This window comes from Pseudocitrobacter cyperus (assembly GCF_039889165.1).
Classification (GTDB): Bacteria; Pseudomonadota; Gammaproteobacteria; order Enterobacterales; family Enterobacteriaceae; genus Pseudocitrobacter; species Pseudocitrobacter cyperus.
In genome coordinates, this window is the sequence record NZ_JAYMYY010000010.1 from 90,250 (window position 1) to 102,709 (window position 12,460).

Annotated in this window: 12 protein-coding genes and 1 tRNA gene; 2 read left to right on the plus strand and 11 right to left on the minus strand. The window is 53.6% G+C overall.

Features of this window, described 5'->3' with window-relative positions; genetic code table 11:
* Positions 1-41: 41 nt before the first annotated feature.
* The 9 genes from VSR74_RS21660 to ilvL form a co-directional block, all read right to left on the minus strand.
* Complete coding sequence (locus VSR74_RS21660) at positions 42-1,445, minus strand: PTS galactitol transporter subunit IIC (RefSeq protein ID WP_347796615.1); 1,404 nt, start codon at positions 1,443-1,445, stop codon at positions 42-44.
* Positions 1,446-1,492: 47 nt separating this feature from the next.
* Positions 1,493-1,771, minus strand: a complete 279-nt coding sequence (locus VSR74_RS21665; RefSeq protein WP_347796616.1) for a PTS sugar transporter subunit IIB — start codon at positions 1,769-1,771, stop codon at positions 1,493-1,495.
* Position 1,772: 1 nt separating this feature from the next.
* On the minus strand, positions 1,773-2,288 hold the full coding sequence (locus VSR74_RS21670) for a PTS sugar transporter subunit IIA (protein WP_347796617.1): 516 nt from the start codon (positions 2,286-2,288) through the stop codon (positions 1,773-1,775).
* 243 nt (positions 2,289-2,531) lie between these two features.
* Positions 2,532-4,076 carry a threonine ammonia-lyase, biosynthetic gene (gene ilvA / locus VSR74_RS21675; protein WP_347796624.1) on the minus strand — a complete coding sequence of 515 codons (1,545 nt, stop codon included), beginning with the start codon at positions 4,074-4,076 and terminating at the stop codon, positions 2,532-2,534.
* A 2-nt stretch (positions 4,077-4,078) separates the two neighbouring features.
* Positions 4,079-5,929, minus strand: coding sequence for a dihydroxy-acid dehydratase (ilvD, locus tag VSR74_RS21680; RefSeq protein WP_347796618.1), 1,851 nt, complete (start codon positions 5,927-5,929; stop codon positions 4,079-4,081).
* Between the two features lie 62 nt (positions 5,930-5,991).
* Complete coding sequence (locus VSR74_RS21685) at positions 5,992-6,921, minus strand: branched-chain amino acid transaminase (RefSeq protein ID WP_347796619.1); 930 nt, start codon at positions 6,919-6,921, stop codon at positions 5,992-5,994.
* 17 nt (positions 6,922-6,938) lie between these two features.
* Positions 6,939-7,202: an acetolactate synthase 2 small subunit gene (gene ilvM, locus VSR74_RS21690; protein ID WP_108476936.1), complete on the minus strand. Its 264-nt coding sequence runs from the start codon at positions 7,200-7,202 to the stop codon at positions 6,939-6,941.
* Positions 7,199-8,845 carry an acetolactate synthase 2 catalytic subunit gene (gene ilvG / locus VSR74_RS21695; RefSeq protein ID WP_347796620.1) on the minus strand — a complete coding sequence of 549 codons (1,647 nt, stop codon included), beginning with the start codon at positions 8,843-8,845 and terminating at the stop codon, positions 7,199-7,201. Before ilvG ends, ilvM begins: the two co-directional genes overlap by 4 nt.
* A gap of 139 nt (positions 8,846-8,984) precedes the next feature.
* A complete protein-coding gene (ilvL, locus tag VSR74_RS21700) occupies positions 8,985-9,083 on the minus strand; it encodes an ilv operon leader peptide (RefSeq protein WP_015966468.1) in 99 nt (32 codons plus the stop codon).
* A 339-nt stretch (positions 9,084-9,422) separates the two neighbouring features.
* Between ilvL and VSR74_RS21705 the strand changes: the two genes are divergently transcribed.
* Positions 9,423-10,943 carry a YifB family Mg chelatase-like AAA ATPase gene (locus VSR74_RS21705; protein ID WP_347796621.1) on the plus strand — a complete coding sequence of 507 codons (1,521 nt, stop codon included), beginning with the start codon at positions 9,423-9,425 and terminating at the stop codon, positions 10,941-10,943.
* A 25-nt stretch (positions 10,944-10,968) separates the two neighbouring features.
* On the opposite strand, the gene VSR74_RS21710 is transcribed toward VSR74_RS21705, so the two are convergent.
* Positions 10,969-11,307 carry a MaoP family protein gene (locus VSR74_RS21710; protein ID WP_015966470.1) on the minus strand — a complete coding sequence of 113 codons (339 nt, stop codon included), beginning with the start codon at positions 11,305-11,307 and terminating at the stop codon, positions 10,969-10,971.
* Between the two features lie 118 nt (positions 11,308-11,425).
* Here VSR74_RS21710 and hdfR point away from each other — a divergent pair, with 118 nt between their 5' ends.
* On the plus strand, positions 11,426-12,247 hold the full coding sequence (gene hdfR / locus VSR74_RS21715; protein ID WP_347796622.1) for an HTH-type transcriptional regulator HdfR: 822 nt from the start codon (positions 11,426-11,428) through the stop codon (positions 12,245-12,247).
* A gap of 91 nt (positions 12,248-12,338) precedes the next feature.
* On the opposite strand, the gene VSR74_RS21720 is transcribed toward hdfR, so the two are convergent.
* Positions 12,339-12,414: transfer RNA gene (locus VSR74_RS21720), tRNA-Trp, on the minus strand.
* Positions 12,415-12,460: the final 46 nt, after the last annotated feature.

Consider the following 12,460-nt stretch of genomic DNA (forward strand, 5'->3'; position numbering starts at 1 on the left):
ATAAAAAAGCCCGGCGACGGAGCCTGCCGCCGGACAACCATTCACGCCTGCTGAACTTCCTCTGCATGCCCGGCTTCCTGCTGCGCCAGACGGCTTTCACGACGTAGCTCGCGGGAATAGAAGAAGTAGCCACATCCCCACCAGATAGCGAAGATCAACGGGATGAAGTTACCTTCGAGGAACTTGAACAGGAAAGAGAAGGCGTAGGTAAAGACCGGCGCGTCAATCGAACTGTTAGAAATGAGCTGTCCGGCGGGGATGGTAATCGCCCTGGTTGCCTGGCCCAGTTCGGTGATCATCGGCGCGAACTGCGTCCCCACAAACAGGAAGAAAGGGACGCCGATAATACTCAGGATCACCATGCGCAGGGTGTTGCCGCGAGTGACCAGATAAGCGGGAACAATCAGGGAAATATTAATAATGCCGGCGAAAGGTAAAATTTTATTGCCCGGCAGAATCAGCGCCCAGATAAGCGTAAAAGGGATCGCGACGATGATGGCGAACCAGATTTCGCTGGCGCCGCCCATAAACGGCCAGTCGATCCCCACAAACAGCTTACGCCCGGAGAATTTTTTGTTCATGTAGTCGCTAATCGCTTCCGAGATGGGAGACAGCGCCTGCATAAAGAGTTTGGAAATCATCGGGAACAGCACCAGCGCCGTTGCCGCCTGCACACCCAGCATCAGCGTTTTCGCCACGCTGTACCCGGCAATAATCCCGAACAAAATCCCCAGAATAAAACCAATGATATGGTTTTCGGCGAAGACGCCAATCCTGGCGCGAAGCGCCGTCGCATCCATCGGCTTATTGCACGCCGGAATTTTACGCAGCAGCAGATCGAACGGGTAGTAAATCGCCCCAAAGAAGACCATCCGGTGGGTACAGGTCACCCCTGGTATGCCCGTCAGTTTTTCAATCCGGTGTTGGTGAATATCGCCAGCATTCAGCTCGACGATAATCTGGAAAGCAGCAATCAGGAACGCCAGCGCTAAACTCCACGCGGGGCCAAACAACGGCGTGGTCACGCTGACAACGATAAAAGCGGTAAAAATTTTCCCCCAGACGTTCCATAAATCGGCGTTAAAGGTATTGGTTTTGTTCAACATCAGCATCACGATGTTTACGCCCACCTGAAGGGGGAACATGGCGAATGCGTAAGGCCAGGCCCAGGAGATATTTGCCATTGTCGTCCAGCCGCCGTCAACAATACTCAGTTCAAGGCCGGTACGGTTCATCATGGTCTGTGCGGCGGCGCCGATGGCTTCGACCATAAAGCCGATCAGCATGCTCATTCCCACAAATGCGACGCCCAGGGTGATGGCCGCCGACGCCGCGTCACGGAATTTCATCCGCACCACCAGCCCGGCTAATAACATGATGAAGGGCACAAAAACCGGCGCGCCTAAATTCAAAATATAATTTATGACTACACCAAGAAAGTCCATAGCACTTCTCCCCACCAAAATGATTATACGGATTAAAGAGCTATGCCTTATTTACAGGCATCGATGATTTTTTGTAATTCCTGCTCCATTCCCATACCGGTCAGAAAAGCGATGCCGTTGATCACGGGGACAGGATATTGCTTATCCACTTTGGTAATAGCAATATAAGCGGCGCTGTCCTTTATATGGCTATCAAGCGATTTTAAGTCGATAACTTCAACTTTAATATGTGACTGATTACGTTCATTCAATAAGCGCGTGACTTTACTGGCAACTGTTTGTGAGGTTGCAACGCCGCTTCCACAGGCAACAATGACTTTTTTCATTTTATAAATCCTTATCCAATTGCAGTCTTGATGTGAGGGTATAAAAAAAGGTATTTACATCTTCTGTTTCATATAGCGTCTGAACAAACTCTTCATCCGCAAGGCAATCCATCAGTTGTTGCAGCACCGCCAGGTGGCTGCTGTGATCAACAAAACCAAGGAGAACAATAAATTGTACGTTGAGCGTATTGTCGTCATTGCCCATTTCCTGCCAGGCCACAGGCTGCAATAAACGTGTCACCGAGATAAAAGGGCGGATCACATGCTGAGGGTCGGTATGAGGAAGAGCGATAGCCACCGGCAATGTCGGTAATCCTGTCGGATATTTTTTTTCTCGTACGAGTATGGCATCCAGGAAAGAGTCTTCGACATAACCGCCCTCTTTCAGCAGGGAAAATATCGAATGGAAGAAGTCAGTCGCAGTATTGTAATGTTTATCCAGAAATGTGAGCTGAGGTGTAAAATATTCACACCGCTGCGCATTCTCATTCGGGGCATCAGTTATATCCGTTCTCATCCGAATATCCTCTCTAACCGCTCAGAATTAACTTTTAGCTATGTTAAATCAGGATCTATGGCTAAGCGACCTGAATTGCCCCCAAAAGATGTGCCAGAGCTGGCGCAACGCGATGAGCGTTTTATTATGAAATGCATCACACTTTCGCCATCGGGAAGGGGTGGAAAAAATAATGCGTGACTGAAATTAAGAGAAGGGAAGGAGAGAAAGAACGAGGGATTTAAAATCCCTCGTGTTGTGGCGTTAACCCGCTAAAAAGAACCTGAACGCCGGGTTATTCGTCTCATCGTGGCAATCGTAGCCCAGCTCGTTGAGCCGGGTTTCAAAATCCGGTTCATGTTCGCCGAGCTCAAACGCCGCCAGCACACGCCCGTAGTCGGTACCGTGACTACGGTAATGGAACAACGAGATATTCCAGTGCGTACCCAGGGTGTTCAGAAAACGCAGCAGCGCGCCCGGTGATTCCGGAAATTCGAAGCTGAAGAGTCGCTCCTGTAACGGCTGTGACGGACGCCCGCCCACCATATAGCGCACATGTAGCTTCGCCATTTCGTCATCAGAGAGATCGACCACGCTGTAGCCGCCATCGTTGAGCATCTGCAAAATTTCTTTGCGCTCTTCCAGGCCGCGACTTAAACGCACACCGACAAAAATGCAGGCATCTTTCGCGTCAGCGAAACGATAATTGAACTCTGTAACCGAACGCCCGCCAAGCAACTGGCAGAACTTCAGGAAGCTGCCCTTCTCTTCCGGGATGGTCACCGCCAGCAACGCTTCACGCTGTTCACCCAGTTCGCAGCGTTCCGAGACGTAGCGCAGGCCGTGGAAGTTGACGTTGGCGCCCGAAAGGATATGCGCCAGCCGCTCGCCGCGAATATTGTGCTGGGCGATATACTTTTTCATCCCCGCCAGCGCCAGCGCGCCGGACGGCTCCGCCACTGCGCGCACATCTTCGAACAGGTCTTTCATCGCCGCGCAGATAGCGTCGCTGTCGACGGTGATGATATCGTCGAGATACTCCCGGCACAGACGGAAGGTTTCGTCGCCGATGCGTTTAACTGCCACGCCTTCGGCGAACAGCCCTACGCGCGGCAAATCAACCGGATGACCGGCATCCAGCGCCGCTTTCAGGCAGGCGGAGTCTTCCGCTTCCACCGCAATCACTTTGATTTGCGGCATCAGTTGTTTGATCAGCACCGCCACTCCCGCCGCCAGACCGCCGCCGCCGACCGGGACAAAAACACGGTCAAGATGCGCATCCTGCTGCAGCAGTTCCAGCGCCAGCGTCCCCTGCCCGGCAATCACCATCGGATGGTCGAAGGGCGGAACCCAGGTAAAGCCCTGCTGCTGCGACAGTTCAATCGCTTTGGCTTTCGCTTCATCAAAGTTCGCGCCGTGGAGCAACACTTCGCCGCCGAAGCCGCGTACCGCGTCCACTTTGATGTCAGCGGTAGCCGTTGGCATCACAATCAGCGCCTTCACGCCTAATCGCGCGGACGAGAACGCCACGCCCTGCGCGTGATTCCCCGCAGACGCGGTGATCACGCCGTGCGCTTTCTGCTCTTCCGTCAGGCCCGCCATCATGGCGTAGGCACCACGCAGCTTGAAGCTGTGCACCGGCTGGCGGTCTTCACGCTTCACCAGGATGACGTTATCGAGGCGCGACGAGAGCTTTTCCATTTTTTGTAGCGGCGTCACCTGCGCCGCTTCATAGACCGGTGCGCGCAGCACCGCCCTTAGATATTCAGCACCTTCCGGGGTGCCGGACAGGGGTTGCGAGTCGGCCATCATTAACCCCCAAGTTTCGATTTATCGCGTACTGCGCCTTTGTCGGCACTGGTCGCCAGGCTGGCATAAGCGCGCAGGGCGAAGGAGACCGGGCGTTGGCGGTCTTTCGGCGTCCAGGCTTTATCGCCACGGGCTTCCTGGGCTTCACGACGCGCCGCCAGTTCGGCATCACTGACCTGCAACTGAATGCCGCGATTCGGAATATCGATAGCGATCAGGTCGCCGTCTTCAATCAGACCGATACTGCCCCCGCTTGCCGCTTCCGGTGAAACGTGGCCAATGGAAAGGCCGGAGGTGCCGCCGGAGAAACGGCCATCGGTGATCAGCGCGCAGGCTTTGCCGAGGCCCATCGATTTCAGGAAGCTGGTTGGGTAAAGCATCTCCTGCATCCCCGGACCGCCTTTCGGGCCTTCGTAGCGGATCACCACCACATCGCCCGCCACCACTTTGCCGCCAAGGATCGCTTCAACGGCATCGTCCTGGCTCTCATAGACTTTTGCCGGGCCGGTAAATTTGAGGATGCTGTCATCCACACCCGCCGTTTTGACGATACAGCCGTTTTCCGCAAAGTTACCGTACAGGACAGCCAGGCCGCCATCTTTACTGTAAGCGTGCTCCAGCGAGCGAATACAGCCAGTAGCGCGATCATCATCCAGCGTATCCCAGCGGCAATCCTGTGAGAATGCCTGGGTCGTACGAATACCAGCCGGCCCCGCGCGGAACATATTTTTTACGGTGTCATCCTGAGTCACGACAATATCGTACTGCTCCAGCGTTTGCGGCAACGTCAGACCCAACACGTTTTTCACATCACGGTTAAGCAGTTTGGCGCGATCCAACTCACCCAGAATGCCCAGCACACCACCCGCGCGGTGCACATCTTCCATATGATACTTCTGAGTACTCGGGGCAACTTTGCACAACTGCGGTACCTTACGCGAAAGTTTATCGATATCACTCATGGTGAAGTCGATTTCAGCTTCCTGCGCCGCCGCCAGCAGGTGCAGAACGGTGTTGGTCGAGCCCCCCATAGCGATATCCAGCGTCATGGCATTTTCGAATGCCGCCTTACTGGCGATGCTGCGCGGCAGAGCGCTTTCATCATTCTGCTCGTAGTAGCGTTTGGTCAGTTCAACGATGCGAGTACCGGCATTAAGAAACAGTTGCTTACGATCGGCATGCGTCGCCAGCAGCGAACCATTACCCGGCTGCGACAGCCCCAGCGCTTCGGTCAGACAGTTCATTGAGTTTGCGGTAAACATCCCTGAACAGGAGCCGCAGGTCGGGCAAGCAGAGCGTTCAACCTGTTCACTTTGGGAGTCAGAAACTTTCGGGTCGGCGCCCTGGATCATCGCATCAACCAGGTCGAGTTTGATTATCTGATCCGAGAGTTTGGTTTTACCGGCTTCCATCGGCCCGCCGGAGACGAAGATCACCGGAATATTCAGGCGCAGGGAGGCCATCAACATCCCCGGGGTGATTTTGTCACAGTTGGAGATACAGACCATCGCGTCGGCGCAGTGGGCATTGACCATATACTCCACCGAGTCGGCGATAAGCTCGCGCGACGGCAGTGAATAGAGCATGCCCCCGTGACCCATAGCGATACCGTCATCCACCGCAATGGTGTTAAATTCTTTAGCAACGCCGCCCGCCGCTTCGATCTGTTCAGCAACCAGCTTACCGAGATCGCGCAGGTGCACGTGGCCCGGCACGAACTGGGTAAACGAGTTTACGACGGCAATAATTGGCTTACCGAAATCGGCGTCGGTCATCCCGGTGGCGCGCCACAATGCGCGGGCACCCGCCATATTACGGCCATGGGTGGTGGTAGCGGAACGGTACTTAGGCATGCTTTATTTACTCCCAGTGTCTGTCTAATAAAGAGGACGGTGCGTGCCGTCCTCTTTCTTTGTTAGTGATTAACTTGATCCAACCAGCCCCATTTATCCTCGGTTTCACCGGTGAAGAGGCCAAAGAATGCTTGCTGAATACGTTTGGTGACCGGGCCACAGCGGCCTGCGCCTACCTGAATGCCATCGACGCTGCGCACCGGTGTAATTTCTGCCGCGGTACCGGACATAAATACTTCATCGGCCAGGTAGAGTGATTCGCGCGACAGCACCTGCTCGCGAACTTCGATATCGAGATCTTTCGCCAGCTTGATGATGGCGTCACGGGTGATGCCCGGCAGCGCGGAAGAGGTGAACGGCGGCGTGAACAGAATGCCGTCTTTCACTTCAAACAGGTTTTCGCCTGCGCCTTCAGAGATGTAACCATTCACGTCCAGCGCAATACCTTCCTGATAACCGTGGCGGCGCGCTTCGCTGCCTACCAGCAGGGAAGAAAGATAGTTACCGCCCGCTTTTGCTGCAGTCGGAATGGTGTTCGGCGCGACGCGGTTCCAGGAAGAAACCATCGCGTCGATCCCTTGATCCAGCGCCTCTGCGCCCAGGTATGCGCCCCATGGGAACGCAGCAATGATCACGTCAGTTTTGTAGCCATCCGGCGGGTTCACACCCATACCGACGTCGCCCACGAAGACCAGCGGACGAATATAAGCACTGGTCAGATTATTTTTGCGGATCACTTCGCGACAGGCTTCCATTAATTCATCAACGCTCTGAGAAACCGGGAAGCGATAGATTTTGGCTGAGTCATGCAGACGCTGCATGTGTTCACGATGGCGGAACACCACTGGCCCTTTGTGAGAATCGTAGCAACGGATACCTTCGAAGACGGAGGTGCCGTAGTGCAACGCGTGGGACATTACGTGAACTTTTGCTTCGCCCCATGGAACCATCTCACCATTGAACCAAATGTAATCAGCTTTTTTCGTCGTCATTTTTCTTCCTTTTGCGCTCAGGCGCTAATTTGTTGTGATGTTGTCTGGCACTGATGGACGGCGACAGAAGCAACGTCCACCAGTTTACTTAACTGGCTAAACAGTAGTTCGACCGGGCGGGGGCTGGCAACGGTCAATTCGATATTTATGTTCTGCGCATCGGTGGCCGCTTCCATATTCATGGCGCAGATTTGGAAACCGCGATGGCGAACCACACGTAACACACGTTCCAGCGTTTCCGGATTGAAGCGGGCCTGCACGGCGAGCTGATGTTGCATCATGATAATTTCTCCAGCATTTCTGCATTACTGGCACCTGGCGGCACCAATGGCCAGACATTCTCAAGTTCGTCTATCGAGACATGAAGCAGGTATGGCCCTTCGCTTGTGAGCAGAGTGTCGAGCGCCGCTTCAACCTGGTCTTTACGGGTGATGTGCTGGCCAGGAATGCCGAAGGCGCTGGCCAGGGTGAGAAAATCAGGGTTATCGGTCAGGGTGGTTTCGCTGTAACGCTCCTGGAAGAATAACTGCTGCCACTGGCGAACCATACCCAAACGCTGGTTATCCAGCAGGACGATTTTTAACGGTAACTGCTTGCGCTTCACGGTGCCCAGCTCCTGCACATTCATCATGAAAGAGCCGTCACCGGAGATACAGATAACCGTGTCGTTCGGGCGAGCAACCTGCGCGCCGACCGCCGCCGGCAGGCCAAAGCCCATCGTGCCCAGACCGCTGGAGGTGATGAAGTTTTCCGGGCGGGTATAGGTCATGTGCTGCGCAGACCACATCTGGTGCTGACCCACGTCAGTGGTGACAACGCTGTCGGCAGGCTTACGGTCGGAAAGCTGTTTGAGGAGCAACGGCGCATAGATAGCCTCGCCCGGATGATCGTAACGCCAGGCGTGTTCGGCACGCAGTTCTGCGTTGTGCTGACGCCACGCATCAATCGACAGGAATTGTTGCAACGCGGGCAGTAACGCATTCAGGTCGCCCTGCAGAGCAACGTGCGCCTGACGCAGCTTGTTCATTTCCGCCGGGTCGATATCCATGTGGATCACTTTGGCGTGCGGCGCGAAGGTATTTAGCTTGCCGGTCACACGGTCATCAAAGCGCGCGCCAACAGCGATCAGCAGGTCACACTCCTGCACCGCCAGGTTTGCGGCTTTGGTACCGTGCATCCCAAGCATACCGAGATAATATGGGTAATCCGCATCGACCGCACCAAGCCCCTTCAACGTGCAGGTGGCTGGCATTTGCGTTACAGCGATAAATTCACGTAACGCGGGAACCGCCTGCGCCATTCCGACGCCGCCGCCCACATACAACATCGGTTTTTGCGCCTGCGCCAGCATCTGGCAAGCGACGTCAACGTCGGCATGCGGGAAGGCATCTTCGCTGGTAACGGTGGAAAAATGCGGCTCCAGATCGCCCTGCGCGACCTGGATATCTTTCGGGATATCGACCAGAACCGGGCCCGGACGGCCTGAGTTTGCCACCAGAAACGCTTCTGCCATCACGCGCGGCAGTTCTTCCAGCGACTGCACCAGGAAACTGTGTTTGGTGCAGGAGAGTGATAAACCGAGAACGTCCACTTCCTGGAAGGCATCCGTTCCGATGAACGGAGAAGCCACCTGGCCGGTGATCGCCACGACGGGCACAGAGTCCAGCAGGGCATCGGCGAGACCGGTGATCAGGTTGGTAGCACCAGGGCCAGATGTTGCGATGCACACGCCGGTTTTACCGGTGGCACGCGCATAACCAATCGCCGCCATCGCAGCGCCCTGTTCGTGTCGGCACAGCAGATGCTCCACGCCGCCGTCATACAATGCATCGTAAACCGGCATAATTGCGCCACCCGGATACCCGAAAACCGTCTCGACTCCTTGTGCCCGCAATGCATGTACTACCCACTGTGCCCCATTCATAGTTAGTTCCCCGTCGTAGATCGGGAGAAACAGGATTTTGTGCTACAACTCATAATCTGCTCCTCGCTAATGTTTTTAAGTCATAAAAAAACCCCCGGACCTTTCGGTGCGGGGGTCTTAGTTCGTTAAGGCTTGATTTCTAAGCCTTTCCTCGTCCAAGTGCAGCCCCGCACGGTGGGATAATAATCACCACCACGCTAATCACGACCAGGCTAATCACTCGTAGAAGGGCTTTCATTTTATGTTTTCTTGCTTCTCGTTCGAAGGAATACCTACAGAGTTACCACAGACATTCAAACAAGCACAAGTTTTTTTTCTAACTGTGATATGCATCATGCTAACAATTTCGTGAAAGACAATTGTTTTATATGAAAAAAATATGAAGTGAATTTTTTTCATTGTTCACTACAGAAGTCATGGCATAAACGCTTTCGCCATGAAAATGCGATCATGGCTGTAATATTTTTAAACTGGTACGAAATAGAGCCGATATGTCGGAATCGTCGTCGTAAATGTAAAAAAACATCGATTATTTTATTCACAGCGGGAGGCATAATGCCGCACATCAGGAGGCACTATGTCACTATCCGTTGTCTACACGCGCGCAGCGCTGGGGGTAACAGCCCCGCTCATCACAATCGAAGTACATATCAGCCAGGGGCTACCGGGTCTAACGATGGTGGGTTTGCCGGAAACCACGGTAAAAGAAGCTCGCGATCGTGTTCGCAGCGCAATCATCAATAGCGGCTATACATTCCCGGCGAAGAAAATCACCATCAACCTCGCGCCTGCTGATCTGCCCAAAGAAGGTGGACGATATGATTTGCCTATCGCTCTCGCGCTTCTGGCAGCCTCTGAGCAACTTAACCCGCAGAAGCTGGGTCAATATGAGTTTGTGGGTGAACTTGCGCTTACAGGGGCGCTACGCGGTATTCCTGGCGCTATTTCAGCAGCGATTGAGGCTGATAAAGCCGGAAGACAAATTATTGTCGCTGAAGATGATGCTGCTCAGGTGGGATTATTGGGCGGCAGTGAATGCTATATCGCAAGCCATCTGCAGGAAGTTTGCGCATTTCTCGAAGGGCAACAAGAATTGCGTACTGCACAACCTGATACGACACCAGTCTCCCGGATATGTGAGGACTTGAGTGATGTCATCGGCCAACAGCAGGGAAAGCGGGCACTGGAGGTCACGGCTGCGGGCGGGCACAATCTTTTGCTGATTGGCCCGCCAGGCACAGGTAAAACCATGCTCGCCTCTCGTTTGCGCGGGTTGTTACCGCCGCTTAACGATCAGGAGGCGCTGGAGACGGCGGCAATCATCAGTCTGGAGAATGCCAGTAATGTTCAAAAGCAGTGGCGTCAGCGCCCCTTTCGTTCTCCGCACCATAGCGCATCGCTAACAGCGATGGTGGGGGGTGGATCCATCCCTGGGCCCGGAGAGATCTCACTCGCACATAATGGCGTACTGTTTCTGGATGAACTTCCAGAGTTCGAACGGCGGGTACTGGATGCCCTGCGAGAACCTATCGAATCGGGACAAATCCATATCTCACGCACCCGGGCGAAAATTACCTATCCGGCGCGTTTTCAATTGATTGCAGCGATGAATCCCAGCCCCACCGGACATTATCAGGGGAATCACAATCGCTGTACGCCAGAGCAAACGCTGCGTTATCTGGGGCGCTTATCAGGGCCGTTTCTGGACAGGTTTGATCTCTCTCTTGAGATACCGTTACCGCCACCTGGGCTGTTGAGTCAGACACGCCAGGATGAGGAAAGCAGCGAGTGTGTTCAGGCGCGCGTCATTGCGGCCCAGGCGCGACAGTATCATCGGCAGGGGGTATTGAACGCCAGGCTAAGCAGCAGCGATATTCGGCGTTACTGCGCATTATGCGATGAGGATGCGTTATGGCTTGAGCAAACGCTGACCGCGTTAGGGTTATCGATACGCGCCTGGCAGCGGCTGCTAAAAGTATCGCGCACGATTGCCGACCTGGAAGGGGTGGATGCTATTGCGCGTCATCATCTACAGGAGGCGCTGAGTTATCGGGGTATTGACCGGGTACTGATTCATCTGCAAAAGCTGTTGCATTAAAAAAGGGGCCGAAGCCCCTTTCTTGTTAGTCGTCGCTTTCAGTGTAGTCTTCAGCGCCTTCCACCTGCGGCTTGCCGCCAGACAGCGTGTGGAAACGCTTCGGACGCTTAATACGCGTCACGTACTTATTCCATACGCGTTCAGCTTCGGTCGCTGGCTCACGTTCACCACGGCACACTGCAACAAACTGCTTCTCTTCATCGGTAGACGGTTCACGTTTACCGAGATCGAGTTCATTAAAGGCATAGCCGCAACGTTCAAGCAGTTGAGCCTCTTTGATGGTGAAATCACCATGACGAGAGAACCCGCGTGGATAATTTTTATTGTCGAAAAAACGATTAGTCGTCGTAAAGCTTTCCGCCATCCTACACGCTCCTAATTCTTTGGCCGAGCTATTTATGGCGCGGAGTATTAGTTACGCTTGACAGAGTGTAAAACAAAAGATTTAAATCATAACGACAAATAATTTTGTGGAGAAAGCTGTGGATACGGAATTGCTAAAAACTTTCCTCGAAGTGAGCAGAACTCGTCACTTCGGGCGCGCTGCGGAAGCCCTCTATTTGACGCAATCTGCGGTAAGTTTTCGCATCCGTCAGTTGGAAAACCAGTTAGGTGTCAATCTCTTCACCCGACATCGCAACAATATTCGCCTGACCGCGGCGGGTGAAAAATTGCTGCCTTATGCAGAAACGTTGATGAGCACCTGGCAGGCGGCGCGTAAAGAGGTCGCTCATACTACACGGCATAATGAATTTTCCATCGGGGCCAGCGCGTCACTGTGGGAATGCATGTTGAACGACTGGCTCGCAAGACTCTATCAATCTTTCGATAATCTTCAGTTTGAGGCGCGGATTGCACAGCGTCAGTCGCTGGTGAAGCAACTCCATGAGCGGCAACTTGATCTGCTGATCACGACAGAAGCGCCCAAAATGGATGAATTTAGCAGCCAGTTACTGGGAAACTTCACATTAGCACTTTACTGCGCATTTCCCTCCAGTGAGAAAGCAGAGCTAAACTATTTGCGGCTGGAATGGGGGCCTGACTTTCAGCAGCATGAAGCGGGGCTAATCGCCCACGATGATGTGCCTTTGTTGACCACCAGTTCAGCCGATCTGGCGAGGCAGCAACTGGTACCGCTGAAAGGTTGCACCTGGTTACCTACTGCGTGGGCAAAAGAGAAAGGTGGGCTACATACGGTTGCAGATAGCGCAACACTTTCTCGTCCGTTATATGCTATCTGGTTACAGAACAGCGATAAACAGGCGCAAATTCGCGATATCCTGAAAAATAACGTTTTGATTTAGGTATGTTTCAAAGGAAGGAGTGGGATCGCGAGATGTCACTTCGCTGAATTTCAGGCAAAAAAAATCCTTTGCGTATGCAAAGGATTATATATGGCAGGGGCGGAGAGACTCGAACTCGCGACACCCGGTTTTGGAGACCGGTGCTCTACCAACTGAGCTACGCCCCTAAAGTTTCTTATCATTAAGCCTGCTAAGTTAGCAGGCTTAATTTTC

Coding starts and splice junctions, on each gene's coding strand:
- VSR74_RS21660 (WP_347796615.1), bottom strand. CDS start 1,445: ATGGACTTTCTTGGTGTAGTCATAAATTATATTTTGAATTTAGGCGCG.
- VSR74_RS21665 (WP_347796616.1), bottom strand. CDS start 1,771: ATGAAAAAAGTCATTGTTGCCTGTGGAAGCGGCGTTGCAACCTCACAA.
- VSR74_RS21670 (WP_347796617.1), bottom strand. CDS start 2,288: ATGAGAACGGATATAACTGATGCCCCGAATGAGAATGCGCAGCGGTGT.
- ilvA (WP_347796624.1), bottom strand. CDS start 4,076: ATGGCCGACTCGCAACCCCTGTCCGGCACCCCGGAAGGTGCTGAATAT.
- ilvD (WP_347796618.1), bottom strand. CDS start 5,929: ATGCCTAAGTACCGTTCCGCTACCACCACCCATGGCCGTAATATGGCG.
- VSR74_RS21685 (WP_347796619.1), bottom strand. CDS start 6,921: ATGACGACGAAAAAAGCTGATTACATTTGGTTCAATGGTGAGATGGTT.
- ilvM (WP_108476936.1), bottom strand. CDS start 7,202: ATGATGCAACATCAGCTCGCCGTGCAGGCCCGCTTCAATCCGGAAACG.
- ilvG (WP_347796620.1), bottom strand. CDS start 8,845: ATGAATGGGGCACAGTGGGTAGTACATGCATTGCGGGCACAAGGAGTC.
- ilvL (WP_015966468.1), bottom strand. CDS start 9,083: ATGAAAGCCCTTCTACGAGTGATTAGCCTGGTCGTGATTAGCGTGGTG.
- VSR74_RS21705 (WP_347796621.1), top strand. CDS start 9,423: ATGTCACTATCCGTTGTCTACACGCGCGCAGCGCTGGGGGTAACAGCC.
- VSR74_RS21710 (WP_015966470.1), bottom strand. CDS start 11,307: ATGGCGGAAAGCTTTACGACGACTAATCGTTTTTTCGACAATAAAAAT.